Origin of the sequence: Paraburkholderia phenoliruptrix (assembly GCF_019511605.1) — a bacterium.
Lineage (GTDB): Bacteria > Pseudomonadota > Gammaproteobacteria > Burkholderiales > Burkholderiaceae > Paraburkholderia > Paraburkholderia phenoliruptrix_A.
This window is the reverse complement of the sequence record NZ_JAEUAV010000032.1, coordinates 1-25,858: the sequence shown is the minus strand read 5'-3', so window position 1 is coordinate 25,858 and position 25,858 is coordinate 1. Positions and strand designations below refer to the sequence as shown.

24 protein-coding genes and 1 riboswitch are annotated in these 25,858 nt (G+C 62.3%); of the genes, 10 read left to right on the top strand and 14 right to left on the bottom strand.

Features of this window, described 5'->3' with window-relative positions; all coding sequences use genetic code 11:
* Positions 1–23 precede the first annotated feature (23 nt).
* Positions 24–158, bottom strand: coding sequence for a hypothetical protein (locus JNB89_RS31275; protein WP_262927981.1), 135 nt, complete (start codon positions 156–158; stop codon positions 24–26).
* Between JNB89_RS31275 and JNB89_RS27830 the strand changes: the two genes are divergently transcribed.
* Positions 157–1,278, top strand: coding sequence for a 4-hydroxyphenylpyruvate dioxygenase family protein (locus tag JNB89_RS27830; RefSeq protein WP_013341899.1), 1,122 nt, complete (start codon positions 157–159; stop codon positions 1,276–1,278). The two genes, JNB89_RS31275 and JNB89_RS27830, sit on opposite strands and share 2 nt — an antisense overlap.
* 13 nt (positions 1,279–1,291) lie before the next feature.
* On the opposite strand, the gene JNB89_RS27825 is transcribed toward JNB89_RS27830, so the two are convergent.
* On the bottom strand, positions 1,292–1,936 hold the full coding sequence (locus tag JNB89_RS27825; RefSeq protein ID WP_135895627.1) for a helix-turn-helix domain-containing protein: 645 nt from the start codon (positions 1,934–1,936) through the stop codon (positions 1,292–1,294).
* Positions 1,937–2,281: 345 nt separating this feature from the next.
* Between JNB89_RS27825 and JNB89_RS27820 the strand changes: the two genes are divergently transcribed.
* Positions 2,282–2,782 (top strand): hypothetical protein, encoded by a 501-nt coding sequence (locus tag JNB89_RS27820; RefSeq protein ID WP_223216876.1) that lies wholly within the window; start codon positions 2,282–2,284, stop codon positions 2,780–2,782.
* A 152-nt stretch (positions 2,783–2,934) separates the two neighbouring features.
* Here JNB89_RS27820 and JNB89_RS27815 read toward each other — a convergent pair whose 3' ends face one another.
* The 4 genes from JNB89_RS27815 to JNB89_RS27800 all read right to left on the bottom strand — a co-directional run bounded on the left by JNB89_RS27815 (position 2,935) and on the right by JNB89_RS27800 (position 6,292).
* Positions 2,935–3,315: a hypothetical protein gene (locus JNB89_RS27815; protein WP_220364337.1), complete on the bottom strand. Its 381-nt coding sequence runs from the start codon at positions 3,313–3,315 to the stop codon at positions 2,935–2,937.
* 179 nt (positions 3,316–3,494) lie between these two features.
* Positions 3,495–3,788, bottom strand: a complete 294-nt coding sequence (locus JNB89_RS27810) for a DUF4148 domain-containing protein (RefSeq protein ID WP_135895624.1) — start codon at positions 3,786–3,788, stop codon at positions 3,495–3,497.
* A gap of 172 nt (positions 3,789–3,960) precedes the next feature.
* Positions 3,961–5,034, bottom strand: a complete 1,074-nt coding sequence (locus tag JNB89_RS27805; RefSeq protein ID WP_220364336.1) for an aldose epimerase family protein — start codon at positions 5,032–5,034, stop codon at positions 3,961–3,963.
* Between the two features lie 34 nt (positions 5,035–5,068).
* Positions 5,069–6,292, bottom strand: a complete 1,224-nt coding sequence (locus tag JNB89_RS27800) for a XylR family transcriptional regulator (RefSeq protein ID WP_220364373.1) — start codon at positions 6,290–6,292, stop codon at positions 5,069–5,071.
* Positions 6,293–6,558: 266 nt separating this feature from the next.
* Here JNB89_RS27800 and xylA point away from each other — a divergent pair, with 266 nt between their 5' ends.
* The 6 genes from xylA (at position 6,559) to JNB89_RS27770 (ending at position 14,859) form a co-directional block, all read left to right on the top strand.
* Positions 6,559–7,881, top strand: coding sequence for a xylose isomerase (gene xylA, locus JNB89_RS27795; protein WP_220364335.1), 1,323 nt, complete (start codon positions 6,559–6,561; stop codon positions 7,879–7,881).
* Between the two features lie 147 nt (positions 7,882–8,028).
* On the top strand, positions 8,029–9,057 hold the full coding sequence (gene xylF, locus JNB89_RS27790; protein WP_013341891.1) for a D-xylose ABC transporter substrate-binding protein: 1,029 nt from the start codon (positions 8,029–8,031) through the stop codon (positions 9,055–9,057).
* 79 nt (positions 9,058–9,136) lie between these two features.
* Positions 9,137–10,696: a D-xylose ABC transporter ATP-binding protein gene (gene xylG / locus JNB89_RS27785; protein WP_220364334.1), complete on the top strand. Its 1,560-nt coding sequence runs from the start codon at positions 9,137–9,139 to the stop codon at positions 10,694–10,696.
* Positions 10,693–11,892: a sugar ABC transporter permease gene (locus JNB89_RS27780; protein ID WP_013341889.1), complete on the top strand. Its 1,200-nt coding sequence runs from the start codon at positions 10,693–10,695 to the stop codon at positions 11,890–11,892. The genes xylG and JNB89_RS27780 overlap by 4 nt, the downstream gene beginning before the upstream one ends.
* Positions 11,893–12,118: 226 nt before the next feature.
* Positions 12,119–14,386, top strand: a complete 2,268-nt coding sequence (locus JNB89_RS27775; RefSeq protein ID WP_220364333.1) for a xanthine dehydrogenase family protein molybdopterin-binding subunit — start codon at positions 12,119–12,121, stop codon at positions 14,384–14,386.
* 14 nt (positions 14,387–14,400) lie between these two features.
* On the top strand, positions 14,401–14,859 hold the full coding sequence (locus JNB89_RS27770) for a (2Fe-2S)-binding protein (protein ID WP_013341887.1): 459 nt from the start codon (positions 14,401–14,403) through the stop codon (positions 14,857–14,859).
* A gap of 223 nt (positions 14,860–15,082) precedes the next feature.
* On the opposite strand, the gene JNB89_RS27765 is transcribed toward JNB89_RS27770, so the two are convergent.
* The 8 genes from JNB89_RS27765 to JNB89_RS27730 all read right to left on the bottom strand — a co-directional run bounded on the left by JNB89_RS27765 (position 15,083) and on the right by JNB89_RS27730 (position 24,606).
* Complete coding sequence (locus tag JNB89_RS27765) at positions 15,083–16,594, bottom strand: efflux transporter outer membrane subunit (protein ID WP_220364332.1); 1,512 nt, start codon at positions 16,592–16,594, stop codon at positions 15,083–15,085.
* Positions 16,591–17,637: an efflux RND transporter periplasmic adaptor subunit gene (locus JNB89_RS27760; RefSeq protein ID WP_220364331.1), complete on the bottom strand. Its 1,047-nt coding sequence runs from the start codon at positions 17,635–17,637 to the stop codon at positions 16,591–16,593. The genes JNB89_RS27765 and JNB89_RS27760 overlap by 4 nt, the downstream gene beginning before the upstream one ends.
* Before the next feature lie 7 nt (positions 17,638–17,644).
* Positions 17,645–17,854 (bottom strand): DUF1656 domain-containing protein, encoded by a 210-nt coding sequence (locus JNB89_RS27755; RefSeq protein ID WP_013341883.1) that lies wholly within the window; start codon positions 17,852–17,854, stop codon positions 17,645–17,647.
* Positions 17,855–17,887: 33 nt separating this feature from the next.
* A complete protein-coding gene (locus tag JNB89_RS27750; RefSeq protein ID WP_220364330.1) occupies positions 17,888–19,990 on the bottom strand; it encodes an FUSC family protein in 2,103 nt (700 codons plus the stop codon).
* On the bottom strand, positions 19,987–20,595 hold the full coding sequence (locus JNB89_RS27745) for a MarR family winged helix-turn-helix transcriptional regulator (RefSeq protein ID WP_220364329.1): 609 nt from the start codon (positions 20,593–20,595) through the stop codon (positions 19,987–19,989). Before JNB89_RS27745 ends, JNB89_RS27750 begins: the two co-directional genes overlap by 4 nt.
* Before the next feature lie 81 nt (positions 20,596–20,676).
* On the bottom strand, positions 20,677–22,335 hold the full coding sequence (locus JNB89_RS27740) for an ATP-binding protein (RefSeq protein ID WP_220364328.1): 1,659 nt from the start codon (positions 22,333–22,335) through the stop codon (positions 20,677–20,679).
* Positions 22,336–22,339: 4 nt separating this feature from the next.
* Complete coding sequence (locus JNB89_RS27735; protein ID WP_220364327.1) at positions 22,340–23,851, bottom strand: ATPase domain-containing protein; 1,512 nt, start codon at positions 23,849–23,851, stop codon at positions 22,340–22,342.
* Positions 23,852–23,979: 128 nt separating this feature from the next.
* Complete coding sequence (locus JNB89_RS27730) at positions 23,980–24,606, bottom strand: histidine phosphatase family protein (protein ID WP_220364326.1); 627 nt, start codon at positions 24,604–24,606, stop codon at positions 23,980–23,982.
* A 75-nt stretch (positions 24,607–24,681) separates the two neighbouring features.
* Positions 24,682–24,770, top strand: a riboswitch (adenosylcobalamin (AdoCbl) riboswitch).
* A gap of 50 nt (positions 24,771–24,820) precedes the next feature.
* Between JNB89_RS27730 and JNB89_RS27725 the strand changes: the two genes are divergently transcribed.
* Both JNB89_RS27725 and JNB89_RS27720 read left to right on the top strand, forming a co-directional pair.
* Complete coding sequence (locus JNB89_RS27725; protein WP_013341877.1) at positions 24,821–25,042, top strand: CbtB domain-containing protein; 222 nt, start codon at positions 24,821–24,823, stop codon at positions 25,040–25,042.
* Between the two features lie 11 nt (positions 25,043–25,053).
* A complete protein-coding gene (locus tag JNB89_RS27720; RefSeq protein WP_220364325.1) occupies positions 25,054–25,845 on the top strand; it encodes a CbtA family protein in 792 nt (263 codons plus the stop codon).
* Positions 25,846–25,858: the final 13 nt, after the last annotated feature.

Genomic DNA, 25,858 nt, shown 5'->3' with positions numbered 1-25,858 from the left:
CGAAAGCGGCTGCTTCCCGCTCGTTAGCGCCACATCGCTCGGGCAGCGTCGAATTGCGAGCCGGGCAGCACGGCCTGCAGCGCGGTCGGCGACATGATTGGCACCGCGATTAGCAACAAGCGAACCAGCATCGAAAGACCGTACAAGGAGATTGCCATGCCCAGCGACTTGCCCACTCCAGAAGCCGCGCTTCGCGCTGTGTCGGCGCCCGAGCACAATCCGCTCGGCACTGCCGGCCTGGAATTCGTGGAGTTCGCCTCGCGCGATCCGCAGGCGCTTGGCGACACCTTCACCCGGCTCGGCTTCAAGGCGATTGCGCGCCACATCAGCAAGGATGTCACGCTGTACCGGCAGGGCGAAATGAATTTCCTGATCAATGCCGAGCCCGATTCGTTTGCCGCGCGCTACGCCGAGGAGTACGGCGCGGGCATTTGCGCAATCGGTATTCGCGTGGCCGACGCGCAGCGCGCTTTCGACCGCGCTATCGAACTGGGCGCGTGGGCGTTCGAAGGCGAGAGAATCGGCGCTGGCGAGCTGCTGATTCCCGCCATTCAGGGCATTGGCGACTCGCACATCTACTTTGTCGACCGTTGGCGCGGGCGCGGGGGCCAGCGCGGCGGGCTGGGCGATATCTCCATCTTCGACATCGACTTCCGCCCGATACACATAGACACTGCGCATGCCGATCTGAGCCACGCCGGCACGGGCCTCGTCGCCGTGGATCACCTGACGCAAACGGTGGGCGCGGGCCGCATGCAGGAGTGGCTCGATTTTTACCGCGACCTGCTGAATTTCCGCGAAATTCACGAGCTGCACGCCAACTGGCATGTGTCAGCCGAATCGCGCGTGATGGTGTCGCCTTGTGGCGCGATCCGCATTCCGCTGTATGAAGAGGGCACACGGCGGACAGATCTCATGCATCAGTACTTGCCCGATCATCCCGGCGAAGGTGTCCAGCACATTGCACTCGCCACGGACGATATCTTTGCTTGTGTCGAGCAGTTGCTTGCAAACGGCGTGGAATTCGTGGAGCCGCCGCCGCGCTACTACGAGCAGCTCGACGCGCGCTTGCCGGGGCATGGCCTCGACGTGCAGCGCCTGAAGTCCACGCATGTTCTCGTGGATGGCGAGATTGGCGCCGACGGTGTGCCGCAACTGTTTTTTCAGACCTTCGTGCGCCGCCGCGCCGGCGAGATCTTCTTCGAGATTGTGCAACGCCAGGGACATCACGGATTCGGCGAAGGCAATTTGAGCGCACTCGCACAGGCGCGCGATTGACCTGCGAATTACGCTACTTCACCGCAGATTTGGCGGCGGATTCGTCGCGGTTGGGCGTTCGGGGAATATCCGCGTTCGTTGCCATCCATAATACTTCGGCGTCCTCTTCACTTGTCGATACCGCCGCGTGGCCGGTGCGACTGTCGAAGTAGAGGCTGTCGCCCGCGTTGAGGTGCGTCGGCGCATACAGCTCCGAATACAGGCAGACGCTGCCGCTGATGACATACAGAAATTCTTCGCCTTCGTGGCGGCCCCAGTCGTCGAACGCGTCGAGCGTATGCGCCGAAATGCGGATGCGAAACGGCAGCATGGCTTTGTGCGCGAGGTCGGTCGCGAGCAGTTCCATTTGATAGCCGCGATAGGCGTGGCGCTGGCCTTCGCCTTTGCGCGTCAACGCGCGACGTCCGCTCGCGCTGACTTTAGGCGTCGAGCCGAACAATTCGCCGATTTCAATCTTCAGACCGACGACGATTTTCTGCAGCACGTCGAAAGTCGGGGACATGAGGCCGTTTTCGACTTTGGAAAGGGTGGAGCGCGAGACGCCGCAAAGACGGCTTGCGGTCTCGAGCGTGAGGTCCTGCGATTGACGGGCGGCGCGCACGCGCCGGCCCAGGTCGGCGGTGGAGGGTTCGACAGGCTTGGTGGTGTTGGTGTCCATGGGTTGCTGCGCTGGTTGCTGCGTTGGTTGCTGCATTAGTTGCTCGCCCGGTTGCGGTACGGGCGGCATCTTCAATGTTTCCGATAATAACATTCGGTAGCAGCGGCGACTTGGTTGAGAGCAGGTTAATGCTGCCGCCCGCCTATGCACGGCATGGAAGGCGCTTTTTCTGATTGGAAACGAGTGCACGATGCGGCGCCTGCATATCTCACGGGTTGGCCGGCCCTGCATTTAGCGTGACTTTGCAGCGCGATGTGACATAAAACCGCCACTTTGAAATGCCAATGCCCGCCGCATATTGATTAAATGTTAAAACTGGCGCGTGGCAATTGATTTATCGTTCCAATGTATTACGATGCTGAAACTAAAAATGGCATCACGAACATAAATCGCTCCATGTCGCAGAATCGGAAAAAACGGCCATCGGGGAATCAACCGCGCAGAAAACCGCTTGGCAAAGCGCAACTCTTGCCATACACGGCCGCCTACGCTCGCGAGCAGGCGCTTACCTGGCATCTTGCATTGGCAGCTTTCAAAGCGGGCAAGGGTAACGGGAGTTTGCTGGCTAAACTCGCGGAGGTTCTTTATCTTGCCTGGTATCTTCAGCAGGCGGGTTTTGGCGCAGTTGAGCGCGAGCTTTTTCTCGACGCCGAGCGTATTCTGGATGGCGCAGCTTCTGGCGCCAGTCGCGATGCCTGGATTATTGAAACTGCCGATTGCCTTTCGATTATCAGGATTTTCGATTTACATGAGCAGCAGTTGCTTTGCGCGCCGGTGTTCGCTGTACATGAAGCGCAATTGCGTGTCACGCGGTTCAGCCAGAGCGAAAGGCGGGCGCCGTGGTGAGGGCCGCACTGGTGCGACGTGCAAAACGAAGCTTCTTTTTCTTAAATGTCGCTCGCAACGGTGTTCGCTGCGGCATCGGGTGTCGTGGCATTAGGGGCGGCGCGGCCCGCTGACGCTGCATGACGCAGCGGGCACGGCAAGCCGTGCCGCGCCTAATTCCCCATCACCTTCTTCGTTTTTTTCTTCCCCGCGCCGGGCTCTACCCCCACGCGCGGGTCGCGCGCGCTCACCAGCTTCACGACCGCGCCTGCAATTGCTTCAAATTCTTCATGCTTCTGCGACAGATAAAGCCATTTTCCCAGGACAGGATGCGGCGCCAATTCGGGCAACTCGCCAATAAGATCGGCGTGCCGATCACGCGACGTACACACCAGCAGTCCGTTCCACGGCTCTTCGCCATTGCCGACTGCAAGGCACAGCAGGCCATCCACATAAGCCGCTTCGAAGCCGAACAGGCGCTTTCTCGTGAAGCCGGAATCGTCCTCGAAAGGATCGAAAACCCACAGCAACGAATTCTTGACGGTCGAACCCATAGGCGCTCCTTTTTCGAGCACCAATCTTAGATCGAACGCAGTGAAAGTGGTTGTTGCGTATTAATGGAAAAGCGCAGTCTGCGTGCGCTACTTTTCAACGCACAGCGAATAGACGAAGAGACAATAAGGCTCGCCGTGAAGAGCAACCGCAGCAACGGCAGCAACGGCAAGCCCCTCCATTACTGAGCCGGCGCGGCAGATCCGGCTTGCGACGTTCCGGTCGCTGTCGAACCATAGCCGGTAGTCTCGCTTTGAGCCATCGCATTCTGCGCAGCAACGCGAGCTTCCGCCGCCTGAATATCGGCGGGGTAGTTCGCGTCCACGGCAACCGCAGGGTTATAACCGGCCTGTTGGATCTGCTTTAACTGCGCCTTGACTTCCGCACGCGTGAGCGGCTGCTCGGCCTGAGCAAACGAAGCCAACGGTGCAGCCAGCGCGACGAAAAGCGCAATGAGCTTGATCTGCGTATTCATGATGCTTCCCTCCGGGATGATGTCGTCAGATGCCGCAGCGGGGCGTCGGCACCATGCGCGGATTGTAGGAAGCGGTTTTTTCAGGGAAAACCCCCAATGCAGTAATTCACTCTTGCAACAATCGATAAGTCGGCGTGCTGTAATGACGCGCGCAAACAATGAAGGCTCTTTGTCAAATGCCCTCGCGCACGCCTACGCGATATGCGGTGACCTGGCGGTACGTGTCGCCAGGCCGCAGAATGAGTTCTTCGCGCTCGGCGGGCATGTTCACCTGATTTGGAAAACCGCCCGCTTCCAGACACAGCGCGGCATGTGCGTGATAAACCACGCCGCCGCGTCCTGCTTCGCCCTTCAACCAGTTGCCGCTGTAAAACTGCAAGCCACGCTGATCGGTCGAGACGGTCATCTCGCGGCCGCTGCCCGGGTCGTAAAGACAGGCGACTTCGCGCACCTTGCCGGCGCCACCTGCTGAATCGCGTAAGACGTAGCAGTGGTCGAATCCGCCGGCCTGCACGAGCTGCGCGTGCGGCCAGTCGAGGCGCGCGCCGATCGGCGCGCTCTGGCGGAAGTCGAACGCGTTGCCCGCCACGTCAGCGAGTCCGCACGGGATCATGGCTGCGTCGATTTCGTAGAACTGGTCGGCGTCGATCGACAGCATGTGCCCGCGGATATCGGTGCCTGGCCGCCCCGTCAGATTGAAATATCCGTGACTGGTGAGATTGAGCGGCGTGGCGGCGTCGGAAACGGCTTCGTACTCGATCGTCAACGTGCCGTCGTCGTCGAGCGTATAACGCACTTGCGTGGTCACATTGCCGGGAAAGCCGGCGTCGCCCTCTGGCGACTCGAGTCGCATCAGCAATGACCCATTGTCTTCGCTCACGTCCCATAGCATGCGATGAAAGCCGACGCTTCCGCCATGCAGCAGCCTCGTGCCTTCATTTCGATCGAGCGTGTACTGAATGCCGTCGAGAGTAAAGCGCGCATCCGCAATGCGGTTGGCCCAGCGGCCAATCAGGCCGCCCATATAAGTTGTGGCCGCAACGTATTGAGCCGGCGTATCGTGGCCGAGCAGAATATCGCCAAGACGCCCCGCGCGGTCCGGCGCATGCCAGGAAACGAGCGTCGCGCCCAGATCGCTGATCGCCACCTTCATGCCATGTGCATTGCGCAGCGTGAAGAGCGACACGCGGTCTGTGCCGTTGAGCGTGCCCCATGATTCTGAGGAAAGTTGTGCGATGCTGATCATGTCGTCGATAGAAAATTAATGAGTAAAGGCATGCTCAGCCCGGCGTGGAAGCCTCAGTGGACTTCGCGCGCTCCTGATACTCGCGCGGCGTGCATCCAAGCTCGCGACGAAATACCGCGTACATGTATTGAAGCGAAGTAAAGCCGCAACGTATCGCCACTTCAGCACTCGACGCGTCCCCCTTCGCGAGCAGTGCTTTGGCGACGTCGAGTTTATGGTGCAAGATTTCCTGATGCACGGTGCACTTTCTTTCGCGCCGAAAGTACTCTTCGAGCGATGAGCGCGACACGCCCACATAGTCCGCAACCTGTTCTGTGCGAATGCCCTGGCACGCATACTGACGAATGAAATGCCGCGCGCGCATCACATAGGGACTGGCGAGCGGTTGGTGTTTCGTCGATTCGAGCACGTTGATGCCAACCGGCGGCACGAGAATGCGCCGCCCCGGAAAGCGTGCACCGCGCAGCATCTGATGCAGCAGGTGAGCGGCAGTGCGGCCCATTTCCTCGGTGCCCTGAATAACCGAAGAAAGCGGAATGCGCGTCAGCGTGCGCGTGAGCGGGTCGTTGTCGATGCCGATAATCGCCACTTCCTCAGGCACTGGAATGCCCGCGATCAGACACGCTTGCAGCAAATGCCGCGCACGCGCGTCGGTCACCGCAATGATGCCGACCGGTTTCGGCAACTCGCGCAGCCACGCCGTCAGTTGTTCTGTCGCCTGGTTCCATGAAGGTGCGCTGGTCGACAGGCCGCGATAAATCTCGCTGTGAACCTGCTCTGCACTGTAGCCGTCTGCATGCCGCAGGTGAGCGAATGCGAGTTCGCGCTGTTGCGCCCAGCGGTTCTCTTCGGCTTGCGGCAAGCTGTACAGCGCAAAGTGCTCGAGTCCCGCGCCGATCAGATGCGTGTAGGCGAGCGAAACCAGCTTGCTGTTATCGGTTGCGATATAGGGTAAGTCCGGAGGATATTGCGCCGGGTCCTCGAATGACGAGCCCACTGCGACAACCGGCAAAGGGCAATCGCGCAGTGCTTCGCTCACCGCCGGATCGTCGAAATCGGCAATGATGCCGTCGCCGTCAAAGCGCTCGATGCCGGTCAGGCGGCAGCGGAAATCTTCCTCGAGAAAGAGGTCCCAGGCCGCGCGCGTGGACAGCAAATAGTTACCAATGCCGGTAATGATCTCGCGGTCGTAGACCTTGTTCGCGTTGAACAGCAGCGCTATGCGATGCGTGGTCTGTGGTGTTTGCGGACGGGTCATGGCGGTGGGCGGCATGCGGATCACAAAACCCACAGTGCCTTGTCTCCTTGGTCCCTGTTTTTAAGCGTCCAGTTATTCTAGGCCGCGAAACGCGCGCCGGTGCAAAACAAAATGGAAGGCGGTAAGAAACATCAAGCGTACTGCGCAATTTCGCAATTGCCGATGCCCTGCGCAAGCGGCAGCATGGCGTCACCTTATCGACCGGCCCGGCCTCGTCGCGCGGGTTGCGGTGCAACATAATCCCTTTAGATGGGAAGGAGACGCTGATGTCCTACTTCGAACATATTCCCGAGATCCGTTACGAAGGCCCGCAATCGGACAACCCGCTTGCGTACCGCCATTACGATAAGAGCAAAAAGGTACTCGGCAAAACGCTAGAAGAACATCTGCGCATTGCGGTGTGTTACTGGCATACGTTCGTATGGCCCGGTGTGGACATTTTCGGGCAAGGCACGTTCAGGCGCCCCTGGCAGCAGCCAGGCGACGCAATGGAAATGGCGCACCTGAAAGCGGACACCGCATTCGAGTTCTTCTCGAAGTTGGGCACGCCGTACTACACCTTTCATGATACCGATGTCGCGCCCGAAGGCGCAAACCTGCACGAATACAGCGAGAACTTCTCCCGCATAGTGGATTACCTCGAGCGCAAGCAGCACGATACGGGCGTCAAACTGCTGTGGGGTACGGCGAATCTGTTTTCGCACCCGCGCTATGCAGCCGGCGCGGCCACGAGTCCCGACCCTGAGATCTTCGCCTATGCCGCGACGCAAGTGCGCCACGCTCTCGATGCGACGCAGCGGCTTGGCGGTGAGAACTATGTGTTGTGGGGCGGGCGCGAAGGTTACGATACGCTGCTCAACACCGACCTCGTGCGCGAACGCGATCAACTCGCGCGCTTTCTGCACATGGTGGTCGAGCATGCACACAAGATCGGCTTCAAAGGCGCTCTGTTGATCGAGCCTAAACCGCAGGAGCCGACCAAGCATCAATACGATTACGATGTCGCGACCGTGCACGGCTTCTTGCTGCAATACGGGCTCGAGAAAGAAATTCGCGTGAATATCGAGGCCAATCATGCGACGCTTGCGGGCCACTCGTTTCACCATGAAATAGCAACGGCCTATGCGCTAGGCGTTTTTGGCAGCGTAGACGCGAATCGCGGCGATCCGCAAAACGGCTGGGATACGGATCAATTCCCAAATAGTGTGGAAGAACTCACGCTTGCGTTCTATGAGATCTTGCGGCACGGCGGCTTCACCACTGGCGGCATGAATTTCGACTCGAAGGTGCGCCGGCAAAGCGTGGATGCGGAAGACCTGTTTCATGGCCACATCGGCGCAATAGATAACCTGGCGCTCGCGCTTGAACGGGCGGCTGTGCTGATCGGCAACGACCGTCTTGGCGAGTTCAGGCGTCAGCGTTATGCGGGCTGGGACGCGGACTTCGGGCGCAAGATTCTTTCCGGCGACTATTCGTTGTCGACGCTCGCCGCCGAAGCAGTGTCGCGCGATCTGAATCCGCAGCACAAGAGCGGCCAGCAGGAGCGCATGGAAAACATCGTCAATCAGGCCATTTATAGCGGGCGTTAGAGAGCATCGTTGCAATCGGAGAGAGGCGCGCGGGTACGTCTCGCGCAAAACAAAAAAGAAGCTTTGGGTTGTCGCTTGTCCGGACCTGCGTCTCGCAGCGCAGGCCGTCCAATCCGGTATTCCGGCTATCAGACGAAGGAGACAGAGATGAAGTTCGCAACGCGTCGTACTGTACTGAGTTCGCTCGTGTGTGGAGCGGTACTGGCCAGCCTGTCGCTTGCCGCGCCGCTTGCGCACGCGAGCAAGGATCACCCTGAAATCGGCTTCTGTATCGACGACCTGAGGGTCGAACGCTGGTCGCGCGATCGCGACTATTTCGTCGCCGCTGCAGAAAAGCTCGGCGCGAAGGTATCCGTGCAATCCGCGGATGCCAGCGAGGCCCGGCAAATTTCGCAAATCGAGAACCTGATCTCGCGCGGCGTCGATGTAATCGTGATCGTGCCATTCAATTCGAAAACGCTCGGCAACGTCGTGGCCGAAGCCAGGAAAGCGGGCATCAAGGTGGTTTCGTATGACCGCCTGATCCTGGATGCGGACGTGGACGCCTATATCTCGTTCGACAACGAAAAGGTCGGCGAACTGCAGGCGCAAGGCGTTCTCCAGGCAAAGCCGAAGGGCAACTACTTCCTGCTCGGCGGCGCGCCGACCGACAACAACGCGAAGATGTTGCGCGAAGGACAGTTGAAGGTATTGAAGCCCGCCATCGACAAGGGCGATATCAAGGTAGTGGGTCAGCAGTGGGTGCCGGAGTGGAGCGCGTCCACGGCGCTGCGCATAGTGGAAGATGCGCTGACCGCGAACAACAACAAGATCGACGCAATTGTCGCTTCGAACGACGGCACGGCAGGCGGCGCAATCCAGGCGCTTGCCGCCCAGCATATGGCAGGCAAGGTGCCGGTATCGGGCCAGGACGCGGACCTCGCAGCAGTCAAGCGCCTGATTGCGGGCACGCAAACCATGACGGTGTACAAGCCGTTGAAGCTGATCGCGGGCGAAGCCGCCAAGCTTTCCGTTGCATTGGCTAAGGGCGAAAAACCAGCCTTCAATGCGCAGTACGACAACGGCAAGAAGAAAGTCGACACGGTGCTGCTGCAGCCCACGTTGCTGACAAAAAGCAACGTCGACGTGGTCGTCAAGGACGGCTTCTACACCCAGGCCCAGCTCGCGAGCCAATGACCGTAACGTGCGTGCGGCTCGCACCGGTACGGTCATAGCGTACCGGCGCGGTCGCACGCCTTGCAGCGAGGCATAGCGAATGACGCAACCGTTACTGACGATGCGCGGCATCGTCAAGGCATTTTCAGGTGTGAAGGCACTCGACGGTATCGACCTCACGGTCGCGCCCGGCGAGTGCGTTGGCTTGTGTGGAGAAAACGGCGCAGGCAAATCCACGCTGATGAAAGTACTGTCCGGCGTTTATCCGTACGGTACCTGGGATGGCGAAATAACCTGGGAAGGCAAGCCGCTGAAAGCGGCGAGCATACGCGACACCGAGCGCGCCGGCATCATCATCATTCACCAGGAGCTTATGCTGGTGCCGGAACTGTCGGTGGCGGAGAACATCTTTCTCGGCAACGAAATCACGCTGCCCGGCGGCCGAATGAACTACGCGGCAATGTATCAACGCGCCGACGAACTGCTGCGCGAACTCGGCATTAGCGGAATCAACGCCGCGCAGCCGGTGATGAACTACGGCGGCGGCCATCAGCAGCTGATTGAAATTGCCAAGGCGCTCAATAAGCGCGCGAAGCTGCTGATTCTGGACGAGCCGTCGTCGTCGCTCACGTCGGCGGAGATCGCCATTTTGCTGGACCTCGTGCGCGATCTCAAACGGCGCGGCGTGGCCTGCGTCTACATTTCGCACAAGCTCGACGAAGTGGCCGCTGTTTGCGACACCATTAGCGTGATACGCGACGGACGCCATGTCGCCACCGAGCCCATGCACACGCTCACGACAGATCGCATCATTTCGTTGATGGTGGGACGTGAGATCAAGAACCTGTTCCCGCGCGAGCCGCATCCTGTGGGCGAAGTCATTTTCGAAGCGCGCAATGTGACCTGCTTCGACGTGACGAATCCGCGCCGCAAACGCGTGAACGATGTGTCGTTCACATTGCGGCGGGGCGAAATTCTCGGCGTGGCCGGTCTGGTCGGCGCCGGCCGCACGGAATTGATGCAGGCGATTTTCGGCGCGTATCCTGGAGTCAGCGAGGCGACGGTCGTGATGGAAGGCAAGCCCGTGAAGATTCGCGCGCCTATCGACGCGATTCGCGCAGGCATCGGCATGGTGCCGGAAGATCGCAAACGCCACGGCATTGTGCCGGGCCTGAGCGTGGGCCACAACATTACCCTCGCGGTGCTGCAGCGCTTTGCGTCGGGTGGCCGTATCGATTCGGCCGCCGAGCTCGATACGATTCACACGGAAATGAAGCGGCTTTCCGTACGCGCGGCCCATCCGTTGTTGTCGATCGCGAGTCTTTCCGGCGGCAACCAGCAGAAGGCCGTGCTCACGCGCATGCTGCTGACCAATCCAAAAGTGCTGATTCTCGACGAGCCGACACGCGGCGTCGACGTCGGTGCAAAGTTCGAAATCTACAAACTCATTTTTCAGCTGGCGCAGCGCGGCATGTCAGTCGTGATGGTGTCGTCCGAATTGCCGGAGGTACTCGGCATGAGCGATCGCGTGCTGGTGATCGGCGAGGGCGAACTGCGCGGCGACTTCGTCAACGAAGGCCTTACGCAGGAAGACATTCTCAGCGCCGCCATCCGTCCCGTGCAGCGAGTCCCGAACCCAACCGCAGCGAGTGCAGCATGACGCCCGACGTTACTTCCCAACGCGCCGACGATAACGCGCCACGAGGCGCATTCGGCGGTACCTTGCGCATTCAGCAACTGTTCGCGCGCTACAAGATTCTCGCGTTGCTGATTGCCGTGGCCGCAATCTGGATTTTCTTTTCGGTGCTCACGCATGGCGCATTCGTGACGCCGCGCAATCTGTCGAATCTGCTGCGGCAAATGTCGATTACCGGCATGCTCGCGTGCGGCATGGTGTTCGTCATCATTGCGGGCGAGATCGATCTGTCGGTCGGATCGCTGCTGGGTTTGCTAGGCGGTGTAGCGGCGATACTCGACGTGAACCGCCACTGGCCGATCGGCGTGACGCTGCCGGTGGTGATGTTGCTGGGTGTGCTCATCGGCCTTTTCAACGGATGGTGGTCGACCTACCGGCGTGTGCCCTCGTTCATTGTGGGCCTGGGCGGCATGCTTGCTTATCGCGGCATTCTGCTTGGCGTGACGGGCGGCTCGACCATCGCGCCGGTCTCCGACAGCTTCGTGTTCGTCGGGCAGGGCTATCTGCCGCAACTAGCCGGCGATACGCTAGCGGTCGTGCTGTTTCTGCTGCTCGCGTTTCTGACGGTACGCCAGCGCCGCAACCGCGAGCGGTATCAGTTGAGCGTGGTGCCCGTCTGGCAGGACGTCGCGAAGGTGGTCGGCGCCGGTGCGATTCTCGCGGGCTTTGTTGCGACGCTGGACCGCTACGGCGGCATTCCGGTACCTGTTCTGCTGCTGCTCGCGCTGCTCGGCATTTTTACGTGGATCGCCACACAGACGGTGTTTGGGCGCCGCATCTATGCGGTCGGTTCCAACCTCGAAGCGACGCGCCTTTCGGGCGTCAATACGGACCGCGTGAAGCTCGCTATCTTTGCGCTGATGGGATTGATGTGTGCATTCGCCGGCATTGTGAACACGGCGCGGCTCGCTGCGGGATCGCCGTCGGCGGGCTCGATGGGCGAACTCGACGCGATTGCTGCGTGCTTCATTGGCGGAACCTCGATGCGCGGCGGCTCGGGCACGGTTTACGGTGCGTTGATCGGCGCGCTGGTGATGGCGAGTCTCGACAACGGCATGTCGATGCTCGACGTGGATGCTTACTGGCAAATGATCGTGAAGGGCGGCATTCTGGTATTGGCCGTGTGGATCGACGTCGTGTCGGGGTCGAACCGGCGGTGAGCCTGTTCAGTCAAGCACTGGTTCGCTCAGGACATTTAATGAAGCGCCTTATGGCTTCACAGCATGAGCCTTGAGCGCTGACATGCCCGTGCCGCGCGAATACGGCTCCATCTTGCCTATTTAAGTCCGCGCCCGTCTCTCCGTCTTACTAATATTGCGTGAGAACGCAGGGCGCGAACCGCGCCTTGCGGCGGGTTGCCGGCAGGCGAGCAGACGGGCCATCATCATGAAGCGCAGAACCTTCCTCATCGGCGGCGCGGGCGCAGTGGGCGCGCTGGTGGTGGGCTGGTCGGTGCTGCCCGCGCGGCAGCGCCTCACGACTGAGGCGCCGTTACCCATCGAAGGCACGCAGAGCGCGCTGAACGGCTGGGTCAAGATCGCCGCGGACAGCAGCGTCACCATCATGATGTGCAAGGCGGAAATGGGGCAGGGCATTCACACGGGCCTTGCCATGCTGCTTGCAGAAGAACTCGACGCTGACTGGTCGCGCGTGCGTCTCGAGGACGCGCCAATCGACAACATCTATAACAGCGTGCAAAACGTGATCGACGATCTGCCGTTTCGTCCCGATCACGACAGCATGACGAAGCGCGCGATTGTCTGGTACACGCGCAAAGTGGTGCGCGAAGCCGGCACGATGATGACCGGCGGCTCCTCCAGCATCAACGACCTCTGGACGCCCATGCGCGAAGCCGGCGCGTCTGCGCGCGCCATGCTGATTGCCGCTGCCGCGGCGCAATGGCACGTGCCGCCCGGCGAATGTGCAGCGCAAAACGGCTACGTGATGCATCCGGCGGGACATAAGGCAAGCTTTGGCGAGTTGTCGTCGACCGCGGCTCAGCAGGCGCTGCCTCGCAAGGTTGCGTTGAAAGATCCCGCCACTTTCACGTTGATCGGCAAACCGCTGCGGCGTATCGAGGCTGCCTCGAAGATCAACGGTACCGCGCGTTTTGGCATCGACGCGTTGCCTGACGGTCTGCTCTACGCGAGCGTGGTGATGTGCCCGACGCTCGGCGGCAGTGTCGCAAGTTTCGACGCGACAGCAGCGCAGAGATTGCGCGGCTTCGTCAAGGCGCTTGCATTCGCGCCTTATGCGGGCGGCACGGGCGGCGTCGCGGTGATCGCGGACAACCCGTTTCGCGCGATAAAGGCCGTCGAGGCGCTCAAGGTCACATGGAAGCACGGTGCTGCGGCTTCGCTTTCGAGTGCGGAAGTGGAGCGCCGCCTCGTGCTCGCACTCGACGATGGAGACGGCCACGCGTACTACCGTCGCGGCGACGTCAACGACGCGCTGAGCGGGGCCGCGCGCACTGTCGCCGCCGAATATCACGCGCCGTATCTCGCGCATGGCGCGGTCGAGCCGCTGAACTGCACCGTGCAGGTTGCCGATGGCACGGCGACCGTTTGGGTGTCGACACAAGTGCCCGCGCTTGCGCGGCATCACGTCGCCAAGGTGCTGCATATCGACGACGACAAGGTGCATGTGCACGCGCAATTGCTGGGCGGTGCATTCGGCCGGCGTCTTGAACTCGACTACATCGCGCAGGCTGCGGTAATCGCGCAGCAGGCGGGCGGCCGTCCTGTGCAAACGCTGTGGTCGCGCGCGCAGGACTTCACGCACGATTTCTATCGGCCAGCGTGTGTGTCGCGATTGAAGGCGGGCTTCGACAGTCACGGCAAACTGGTTGCATGGCACAGCGCGTCTGCGAGTCAGGCAATCGTGCCCGAAGCGCTCACGCGCTATTACGGCGTGCCGCGCATTCCACTTGACAAGACCACGACCGAGGGAGCCTTCGACCAACCGTATGAATGGCCGGCCGCACGCGTTGCGCACAAGCTTGTCGATTTGCCGGTGCCGGTCGGCTTCTGGCGCTCGGTCGGCCATTCGCATCAGGCTTTCTTCACAGAGAGCTTCACCGATGAACTCGCCGCGGCCGTCGATCAGGACCCCGTTGCATTTCGCGCCGCGCTGCTCATGCAGCATCCGCGGCATCTGGCTGTGTTGCAGCGAGCGGCTGAATTGTCCGCGTGGCGGCATCCGTTGACGCACTCCGCCGATGGCGCGCCGCGTGCGCGCGGCATCGCGCTGCACGAGGCGTTCGGCAGCGTCGTGGCGCAAGTCGCAGAAGTATCGATTGGGCCCGACAGACGGATTCGCGTGCATCGCGTGACATGTGTGATCGATTGCGGCTTGCCGGTGAACCCGAACCTGATTCGTCAGCAGATGGAGGGCGCAATCGTGTTCGGCCTCTCTGCCGCATTGCAGGAAGAGATAACCATTGTGAACGGTCAGGTCGAGCAGAAGAACTTCGTCGACTTTCCGGTGGTGCGGATCAACGATTGCCCGATGATCGAAGTCGACATCATGCCGAGTCAGTTGCATCCGCAAGGAGTTGGCGAGCCTGGCGTGCCGCCGGTGGCACCCGCTGTCGCGAACGCGGTGTTCGCACTGACCGGCAGGCGCCTGCGCAACCTGCCGTTGAGACTCACATAAAGCCGGAGACGCACATGGGATCGCTACATATCAACGGACGCGCTGTAGCCGTGCAAGCGGAAGCGGACATGCCGCTATTGTGGGTGTTGCGTTGCGAACTCGGCATGACGGGGACGAAGTTCGGCTGCGGCGTGGGCATTTGCGGCGCCTGCACCGTGCATCTGAACGACAAGCCTTGCCTGTCGTGTCAGACGCCTCTGTCGAGTGTGAATACACAGAAGATCACGACCATAGAAGGACTGCAAGGTGTGGAAGCGCAAGCATTGAAGGCGGCGTGGATCGATCTGGACGTGGTGCAATGCGGCTATTGTCAAAGCGCGCAACTGATGGCCGCCTGCGCCCTGCTGAAACAGAAGCCGCGCCCCACGGATGCGGATATCGACGCGGCGATGAGCAATATTGTCTGCCGTTGCGGCACCTATCCGCGTGTGCGCGCCGCAATTCATCAAGCGGCAAAACGCCGGCCCGCATGAACTGGGCCGGCGTTTTGCGTGGGCCCGACGCCTAGCCCGCCAGGATTTCGAGCACGGCCACCACGGCCGTGAAGATGCCGATGCATCCGCCCAATGCTGCTGCGCTTTTCATGAATGACGACATACCTTGGCCTCGTACGTGTGGTTGGTGGCAGGTATTTAACCGCAAATGAAAGGCAAAAGAAAGAAAGACAAAAATAGAACGTAAGAATTGAGTGGCTGCTTACGGTGCCGTGGTGTGCGCGGCTGCCCCGGAAGCTGCAGCCGCGGGCGTGGGAGCGGGTTGCCCGCCCTGTTCCCACCCGCCGCCTAGTGCGAGGAAGAGATTGACCTGATCAATGGCCACCTGGCCTTCGGCAGCGGCGACCTGTGCTTTGGTCGAGGTCAGCGTGCGAGTTGCGTCCAGGTCCGAAATGAAGGACTCGCGGCCCGCGCGGTACAGCCGGTGGGTTTCGTCGGCGGATTGAGTTGCGGACTTCAGCGCGGCGCGCAGAGATTCGGCGCGAGCGTAGTCGGAGGCATAAGTGGCGAGACTGGTTTCGGTTTCGCGCAACGCGGTCAGCACGACGCCGTCAAAGCGGGCCAGCGCGACCCGGCTCGACGCCTGCGCTTCGCGCACGCGGCCGCGCGCGCCGTTCGCCGGAAATGTCCAACTGATCAGCGGACCGAAGCCCCAGCGCGCGGTGGGCGAGGTGCCCAGATCTTCGAGAACGCCCGTCAAACCCGCCGATGCGCCGATGCTCACGGTGGGATACAGCGCGCCGGTCGCCACCCCGATGCGTGCTGTGGATGCCGCCAGTTGACGTTCGGCCTCGCGCACGTCCGGCCGGCGCTTGAGCAGCGCGGCGCCGTCGCCGACGGGAATCGGCTGGCGAATCCGCGGCAACTTTTCGCAGGCGAGAACGGCGGGCGGCAGGTCGGACGGCGCTCGCGCGAGCAGCGCCGCGAGCCGGTATTGCGCGATCTTGCGACGTGCCGTGTATCGCGGAATATCCGCGGACAACGTATCGACCTGCGTTTGACCGCGGGTGACTTCCGTCTGATTGCCGCGCCCCGCGTCGCGCAGTCGGCGCGATACGTCCACCCGCTGCCTTTGCAACGCGAGCGATTGCTGCGCGATGTTCAGTTCCTCGGCGGCCGAGCATTGCTCGACGTAGGCGCGCACCACGTCCGCTACCACCGTGATTCGCGCGAGATCGCCCGCGGCCTGCACGGCTTCGGCGTCGGCTTGCGCTGCTTCCACGCCGCGCCGCAGCTTGCCGAACAGGTCGATCTCGTACGCGACGCTGATGCCGACATCGCCTTCGTTCACGACCGGCAGTTTCTCGGTCAGCAGGTACTGTTCTGCCGATTCCTGCGCGCGCTGGAAGGCCGCCGACGCCTTGCCCGAAAATCCGCCTTGCGCCTGCGCGACGCCGAGCGCCTCGCGCGAGCGCGCAAGATTGGCGGCGGCCACGCGCAAGTCGGTGTTGGATTGCAATGCTTCGTCGACCAGACGGTTCAGCACCGGATCGTCGTACAGCTTCCACCAGACAGCGGGCACGTCGGCGCGCGAGGTGAGCGCCGTGTCGGCGCCTTCGATGGACGCATTGGCGAGCGGCGCATTGACGAGCGCGTCTTTCGGTAGCGAATAGTTCGGCCCGACGTTCATGCAGCCGTTGAGCAACGCGGCAAGCGGCAGCAGCCCGAGCGCGCGGGAAAAGAGCGGGGACGGCACAAAGCGCAGCACTTTCATTGCGAGGCGCCCGAAGCGATGGCGGACGACGCAGACTGCGAAGCCAGGGCGCCAGAAGCGGGCGAAGCAGCCGCGGGACCCGTAACGCCCGAAGCATCCGAAGCACCCGACGCACCCGTGGCGCCCGAAGCACTCGTGGCACCCGAAGCCGCTGCCACATGCGAAGCGTGCGCATGATCCGCATCGCGTACCGACACCGTTGCAGTGCGCCCTGCAATCATGCGGAAATCCGCGGGCACTTCGTCCAGCGCTACGCGCACCGGAATGCGTTGTGCGAGCCGCACCCAGCTAAAGGCCGGATTCACGTTCGGCAGCAGATTGGTGCCCTGGGTGCGGTCGCGGTCCTCGATACCCGCAACGATGCTTTGCACATGGCCACGCAGCACGCGCGGCTCGCCCATCACGCTGATGTCGACAGGCTGCCCGATGGCGATGCCGCCAAGCTTGGTTTCCTCGAAGTAGCCGTCGACGCGGAACGAATGCATGTCCACGACCGAAAGCACCGCGCGTCCCGCGGCGACGAATTCGCCCGCACGCGGCGCGCGGTCGTTCAGGTAACCGTCAACCGGGCTCACGATGGTCGCGCGTTGCAGGTTCAACTTCGCCGTGTCGATCGCGACGTTCGCGTCTGCAAGCGCCGCCTCCGCCTGATCGACGCGCGAGCGGCTTTCTTCTGCCACTTCGGCGGCCACCAGGTTGCCAAGCTTGCGATTGCGCGCATCTTCGCGGCGCGCCTGGTCGAGCGTGGCACGGCGTTGCTGCGCGGTGGCCTGTGCCTGGCGCAGCGCGAGCGCATACCGGGCCTGATCGATGACGAACAATACCTGGCCTTGCCTGACCTGCTGGTTGTCCACCACCTGAACCGACGAAATCAGCCCCGACACGTCGGGCGCGACCTGGATTACGTCGGCGCGCACGTGCCCGTCGCGCGTCCAGGGCGCGAACATGTAGTAGCCGATCAGCTTCCACAGCACGAGTGCGGCGGCCACGACGACGATCAGGGTCAGCAGGATCCGACCCACGGAGAACCAGGTTTTTTTCACGTTGATTTCACGAAACGAGTCTGTGCGAAACGACGACCACAAGGCCCAGCACCAGCACATAGATGCCGAGGTCGAAAATGGAGCGATGCCACACGAAGCGGTAAAAGCCGACCCGCGCGAGCACCGTGCGAATCGCGAGATTGATCAGATAGGCGACCAGCATCAGCACCAGCACGGCCGGCACGAACACACCGAAAATGTCTATTTCACCGATCATCGCGGGACCAGAGCAGAAGTGTTGAACGGCGCATCAGGCACTCGCGTCGCGGGTGGGCGGCGTGGCTGCTTGCAGCGTGGCCGGAAAGAGCGATAGCCGCATGCCGATCAGCGCATGCAGCGCGTCGCGCAAGTGGCGTGCCGAGGTTTGCGAGGCCGCGCTTGCCGCGCCCGCATTGGCAAGCCCTTCGGAGGTGACGCGCGCGACGGCCGAGTCGATCGACGACATCAGGCTGGCGGGCACCGGCTCGCGCGCGCGACGGTTCACGCAGTTCTCGTAATAGGCATGCACGCCGTCGAGCACCTGTTCGATCGCGGCCGGCGCCTCGCCGCCGAGCTTGCGCGTGAGACGGCGCAGATCGATGGAATTGAAGGCGATCCGCAGATCGCGAAAGCTTTCGATGGAAGGATGACGCTGGTCGTCCGTCGCGCCGAGTCGCGGAATCAGCTGCATCAGGCGGTCCAGCATGCGCGCCGCGTGATTGCGCGGGTCAACGATCGGCCGCGTGGACGCCGTCAACGCGACGTCGGTCCAACTCGAGCGCAATAGCCGGGCGGCCGCAAGTTCGGCGCCGAACGGGCGCACCGCGCGAGTCCACAGATACGCGTACAGCAGCCCCGCGAGGCCCGCGAGATTGCTGTTCAGGAAGGTCAGAAAGTTGGCGTCGTATGCATCCTGAATGCTGATGAAGGTGGCGGTATTCACGGCCACAAGCACCGTCGCCATGTTGAACTGCGGGCGTGGAATCAACGTGCCGACCAGAATGAACGGCACGGCAAATAGGATCACCAGCATCGCAAAGTCGTGCACGTGCGGCAGCACGGCGAACAGATACACGCCTGCCGCCACTACGCTGATTGCCGTGGCGACGAAGAAGCGGAACACCATGGGCGCGGGTTCGTCGAGCGCGGCGAAGAAACAGCAGGCGACCGCCGCGAGCGTCACGGCGCTCGCGCCGTCCGCCCAGCCCGAGGCGATCCACAGACTGCACGCGAGAATCACCGCCGCCGCGGTCGAGCCGGTCGAGAACAACATCATGCCGCGGTCGAAGAAACGCTCCGTGCCGCCAAGCCGCCAATGGCGAAAACGCGGCCGCCAGAAGCCTTCTTCACGCGTGATGATGATGCGCAAAGAGCGGCAGTCCTGCCACACGTCTATTACCTGCTTCATGCGCCACAGTGCGCTCGAGAGCAACGCGCCTTCCCATGTCGTGAGCGCGGCGGGCGGCGGCTGCATCGCGGCAATACGCTCGCGCAGCGCGTTTGCGGCCGGGTCCGGATGATAGCCCGCACTCGCCGTCGGCAGCGGTGCATTGAACCATTTGACGATGTCGGCGAGCAGCGCTTCGAGCCCTTCGGGCCACTTGTGACTGCCGCTGTTGTAGAGCGCAGTGAGCGGATCGGCAAGCGCAGACATGAGCGGCAACAGCAACTGCATGCGTCCGCGAAGTTCGTGCGCGCGCGTCAAAAGGTCGGGGCGCGTGTGGTCGTACGCCAACTGGCTCAGCAGCAATTCCAGACCGTTGATGGTGGCTGCGAGCCGCTGGCGCGCACCGGAAATCGCCGCGCCTGCAACGCGTCCCGACAGCGTTTCGGTCGCGTAGAACGCCGCGTCGCGAAACCATGCATCGGTGCGTTCGATGATGGTGGGCGCAAGCCGGCTTGGGAACACCACGCTGCCCACTATGCTTGCACACACAATGCCGAGGGTGATCTCTTCGGTGCGGCTCACCGCGAGATCGAACACGCCTGCCGGATTGGTGACGGCGGGCAGTGCGATGATCGGCATCGTATAGCTTGCGAGCAGGAACACGTAGCTGCGTGCGGTACGGTCCGAGATGGCGAGAAAGAGCAGTGTGCCGACCCACAGCGCGAGGATTACGCTGAACAGATACGGAGATTCGACGAACGGCGGCACGAGCAGCACAGCCGCCGACGCACCGAGCGCGGTGCCGAGCGCGCGGTAGATCGCCTTTGAGCGCGTCGCGCCAACGAACGGATTCGACACGATGTACACCGTCGCCATGGCCCAGTACGGCCGCGGCAGTTCGAGCGCGAGGCCGATGTACAGCGCGATCATCGCAGCGGCAAAGGTCTTGACCGAGAAGAGCCAGTCGCGAACGGAAGGGTAGATCATCGCGCGCTACGCCGTGCCTTGAGCGTTGCCCGACGCGGTTTCCCGCGCGGGGCATTGACTCGCTGCGCGGCTGTCGCCTTTCTTGCCGGATTGGCGGCGTTCGCGGCGTTCGTGACGTTCGCGGCCCGCGCGGGCGTTACGGCCCCAGCAGCCTCGGAGGTTTGCGCCTCTTCGGTGGGACCGGCGGTGAATGCGCTCAGCACGCGCAGGGTGGCTTCCAGGTCGCTGCGCGAAATGCCTTTGAGGGCCTGCGCGCGCAGTGTGACGAGTTCGTCTTCCATCTTTTGCGTCACAAAGCGGCCTTGCTGGGTCAGTGCCACGGTTTTGGCGCGCCGGTCCGCGGGGTCTTCGTCGCGGCGCATCAGGCCCGCCGCGCAGAGCTGATCGAGTAGACGCACGAGCGACGGCCCTTCAATGCCGATGTAGTCGGCCAGCGTGACCTGACGGACCGCCTCGCCCAGCCGGCTTGCGGTGAGGAGCGGCGTGGCGCACGCCTCCGACACGTTGAACGCGGACAGCACGCCATGACTCGTGCGCCGCCACTTGCGGGCAGCGATCACGAGCGTGCTGCTCACTTTACGGCGTAGGGCGTCGAGATTCGTCATGGCCGGTATTCTATTTCCAAAACAATCGTTAGCAAACTATCGAATTGGAAAATTCCTGGCGGCCCGAGGAAAGCCGGCGTTTCAGGCAATCAGTCCGAGGCGGATGCTCCGCGCAAGGTCGTCGAGCTGGAAAGGCTTGCGCAATACGGTGCAGCGTTCCACTGAAAGACCGGAAATATCGACGTCTGCATAACCGGTGGCGAGAATCACCGGCAGATCGCTGCGCATTCTGCGCGCTTCCGCGATGACGTCGATTCCGTTCATGCCGGGCATCGCGAAGTCGACCATCAGCAGGTCCGGGTTGTCGTCCGCGAGACGGTTCAGGCCGGCGCGGCCGTCGGCGGCTTCGGTCACGTTGTAGCCGAGCATTCGCAGCGACTCCACCAGCATGGCGCGCACTTCGCTGTCGTCTTCGATCACGAGCACGCGTTTTTCGCCGACGGCGTTCGCTTCCGTATTCGATGCCTCGGCGTTCTGTGGCGCGACGCGCTCGCGCATCGGCAGCCACAGTTCGACGGTGGTGCCGACGCCTTCTTCGCTCACGAGCCGTGCGGTGCCGCCGGCCTGGCGCGCAATGCCGTACACCTGGCTCAAGCCGAGGCCGGTTCCCTTGCCGATCGGCTTGGTGGTGAAGAACGGATCGAACACGCGCGTGACGATGTCGGGCGGAATGCCCGAGCCGGTGTCAGTGACCTCGATCACGACATATTGGCCCTCGGCGAGGGTCTGGTCGGGCGCCGGGCGCTCCTTCACGCTGACCCTCAACTGGCCGCCGCCCGGCATGGCGTCGCGTGCGTTGATCGCGAGATTCAGCACGGCGAGCTCCAGCTGATTCGCGTCGGCCTGCGTCCACATCTCGTCGCTTTCGAATTCGTTGCTGTAGCTGATGCCCGATCCCAGCGACACGGTGATGATGTCGCGCATGCCTTGCAGCAAGGCGACGACGTCGACGGCCTTCAGATCCAGATTGCTGTTGCGCGAGAACGTGAGCAACTGGCCGGTGAGTTTGGCGCCGCGCTCAGTGGCGCGCTTGACGGTCGCGGCCATGCTGCGAATGCGCTCGTCGCTGCTCACGCGTGCGATCAACTCGGAGTTGACCATGATGACGTTCAGCAGATTGTTGAAGTCGTGCGCGATGCCGCCGGTGAGCTGCCCGAGCGCCTCCATCTTCTGCGATTGCACGAGCACCGCCTGCACCTTCGCGCGCTCGTGAATTTCCATCATCAGCCGGTTGTTGGCCGAAGCCAGTTCGTGAGTGCGCTCGGCAATCCTGCTTTCAAGCGAATCGTTGAGCTGGACCAATGCTTCCTGCGCCTCTATGCGCTCGGCCAGATGGCGGCGCGATTCATATTGCCGGGCGCGCGCCCGCAACCCCGACGCCACCGCTCGCCGCAGAGTCTCCGAGTTCAGTGGACGTTCCAGTACGACCACGTTGCCGAGCCGCTCGAGCGCCTCCAGTCCGCGCGGCGAACGGCGGCCAGTGCCGGTCGCAGCGAGCAGAATGAACGGAAAATCCGACCATGCGGGCTGGTGTTCGAGCCATTCGAATAAACGCGTCGCGCGTTGATCGGCAAGCGCTTCTTCGGCGATCAATGCGGTGCCCGCGCCCGCATCCAGGGCTTCGGTGAGCGCGTCCGCATCGCGGCAGGCAAGGCATGAGCGGTTGTCCTTGTTCAGGACCTCGGCAATGACATCGGCGTCGCGGCCAAACGGCGCGAGGATCAGGACGCGTTGCTCCATGAGATTACTGCCGCGACGTGTCGATGACGTGGTCTGTCGCGCCGAGCAGCGCAGTGCTGCCGCGATAAGCCGGCAGCCCGGACAGCACGCCTTCGAAGTCGCGCAGCGCCTCGCCTACCTCGACGCCTTTCGACGTCAGCCTGAACTGACGGATTGAGCGCTCATGCGCGTTCGCGCGACTCTTCACGGCAGTGACCGCGGTCAGCACTTCGCCATGGTGTTCAAAGTAACGGAACAGGATCACGACGTCGCTGAGATAGCTGATGTCGATATCGCTTTGAATTTCGCCGATGATTCCATGCTGCCCCAACACGAGCATCGTGATAACGCCTTGCTGGTTCAGATAGCCGAGCAGTTCATGCATCTGCAGCAGCAGATAGCGTTCGCCGGGCATGGCCTGCAGGTAGGCGTTCAGGCTGTCGATCGCAACGTATCTCACGCCTCTCTGTTCGACAGAAACGCGAACGTCGCTCGCGAATTCGCCCGGTGAGATTTCCGCCGGGTCGATCTGGCGCAGCGTGAGCAGTCCGCTGTCCACATACGGTTGCAGGTTCATTCCAACCGTCGCACAGCGCGCGACCAGGGTGACCAGTGTTTCGTCGAATACGTAATAGACGCAGCGTTCGCCTCGTTCGAGCGCGGCAATCAGGCACGACACCACCGTAGTGGTTTTGCCGACTCCGGACGGGCCGACTATCAATGCGTTCGTGCCTGGTATCAGGCCGCCGCCGAGCAGCATGTCGAGGCCCGGCGTGCCGGTGCTCGTCATCTCGGTGCCGAAGTCCGCGTGATGCTCTGCCGCGACGAGGCGCGGATAGACCTTGATGCCCCCGGTATCCAGCGAAAAGTCGTGATAACCCTCGCGGAACTTGATGCCGCGCATCTTCGCGATGCGCACGCGACGCCGGTTGCCGCCGTAGTCGTGCACGACGTTGTCTAGTGTGATGACGCCGTGCGCGATGCTATGCAACTGAATGTCCGACGGATCGGACGTGTTGTCGTCAAGCAGTAGCACCGTGCATTCACGCGTGGCGAAGTAGCGCTTTAACGCGAGAATCTGCCGCCGGTAGCGCAGCGCGTTCTGCGACAGCAGGCGCAGTTCAGACAGACTGTCGAGCACGATGCGCGCGGGCTTGATCTGTTCGACTTGCTGGATCACGCTGCGCACGGTTTCGCCAAGCTCGACCTCTGCCGGGTGCAGCACGGTCTGCTCGAATTGCGGGTCGAGGCCTTCGTCGGAGAGCAACTCGAGAATGCGGAACTGGCTCAGGTCCCAGCCGTGGCTGTCCGCTACGGAGATCAGTTCAGAGCGCGTCTCCGAGAGCGTAATGTACAGACCTACCTGCCCCTCGTGGACGCCTTCGAGTAAAAATTGCAAGGCTAGGGTAGTTTTACCCGTGCCCGGCGCGCCTTCGACGAGATACATGCGGTGCGGCGTCAGGCCACCTCCGAGAATGTCGTCGATTCCCTCGATTCCCGAGCGAAGGCGGTCAGGCGTGTGTTTGGCTTGTGACATAGCGGTGGACGGTTTGCATCAAAGTAATAGACTGGAGGTCAATCAGCCGGTAACGCCAGAATGCAAGTTGCATGCCTATCTGCGGGAATGTGTGTTTGACATTTGGGACGTTGCGCGCGCAACCAGACTCAGCTTGAGCCCGGCCACCAGGTCCAGCCCCGTTGTCGCGAGTGCCGCATTTCGACGGCGGCAAGCGGCGCGATTTCAATGCTGGAGAAGATCTCCGGGGACGCCCCGAGCACATGCACGATCGCGGCGCGGATCACTGGCGCATGCGTGACGGCCACGACAGCGCGCTTGCCGACAGATGCGTTGTCTGCTGTAACGTGGGGTTCGTCATGTGAGTCGAGCGGGACATGCACGGCAAGCGCGTCGAGCCAGTTGCCGATCCGCTTCACCACCTGGGCGAACGACTCGCCACCGTGAGGGACGGCGTCAGGATCGCGCGTCCATGCGGCGAGCGCGTCTGGCGCGTGCTTAGCGAGCTCGCTCAGGCGGCGGCCGCGCCAGTTGCCGTAGTCGATATCCGCCAATGCTGCGTCTGTTCGTGCCGCGAGGCCGAGCGCGCGCGAGGTTTCGCGTGCGCAGAGGGCGGGGCTCACGAAGGCGGTTGCATCGTCCGCGATGGGCAGGCGCGAGCGCGCGGCTTGCACTTCTTCGAGAGCGCGGGCGTCGAGCGGATCGTCGGCGGGAAAACGGCCCGCGCGCATGGCCGCCGTCGCGGCATGGCTGATCAGCAACAGCCGTAGGTTCATTCGTGTGCTTTTATAAAAACGGGCTGGTCGGGCCGCGATAGCGGGCCCTGAAGTTTAGCGCGTAGAATAGCCGCACTGCGAGGCGCGGAAGCCGGTGAGAGCCCGGCGCGGTCGCGCCACTGTAATCGGCATTGCAAGCCGAAAGCCAGACCTGAGCTTCGCAGCATTCCTTCGCAATCGACTACGGGGCGCGTTACCCCAGGAGATGTTCATCATGACTGAAGCTGTCTTCGATTCCGCCAGCCAACCGGCTATTCAGCCCACGCCAATTCCGCTGCGTGAACTGTTGCCCTGGGCCTTGTTCGGCGGATTGCTGCTGTTGCTCGCGCTGTATTTCGTCGGCGCGGAACAGGGTGCCACTTCCATCTTTCCCGGCATGTACGTGCATGAGTTCGTGCACGACGGCCGCCATCTGCTCGGCTTTCCCTGCCACTAACGGAGCAGAACATGGTTGGTAAGTTGTTGTTGCGCGGGATGCTCGCAGGCATCGCCGCGGGGCTGCTCACGTTCGCGTTCGCTCGCGTGGCCGGCGAGCCTCAGGTCAATCAGGCTATCGCCCTCGAGGAACAAGCCGGCGATTCGGGCGGCGCGGCGCATGAGCATCACCATGCACCGCAGGCCGCGAATGCGCACGAGCATTCGCATGAAGAGGAACTGGTCAGTCGCGACACGCAAGCCGGTTGGGGTTTGCTGACAGGCGTGGTGGTGTACGGCGCGGCGTTCGGCGGATTGTTCGCACTGGTGTTTGCTTACGCGTATGGGCGAGCGGGCGCGATCAGCGTGCGGGCGTTGTCGGCGTGGCTTGCGCTAGGCGCGTTCGTGGCGCTGGTAATCGTGCCGAACATCAAATATCCGGCGAACCCGCCGGCAGTTGGTTCGCCCGAAACCATAGGCACGCGCACGGGCCTGTTCTTTTTGATGATCGCCATTTCACTCACCGCGCTGGTGTTTTCGCTGAAAGTGCGGCGGCGGGCAGCGCTCAGGTTCGGTGCCTGGAACGGTTCGATCGTGGGGGCGCTGGTGTTCATCGCGATCATTGCTGTCGTGCAGACGTCGATGCCGGTTATCGACGAAGTGCCGGCCGGTTTCCCCGCCGCGCTACTGTGGAAGTTCCGCGTGGCCGCGCTTGGCATGCAGGCGATCATGTGGACCACCATCGGTCTGCTGTTTGGCGCGATTGTGGAGCGCAGTCCGTTTATGCGGGTGGATCGCAGGCGAGCGGGGGTGGCGGCGGGTTGAGGTTGGCAAGGGC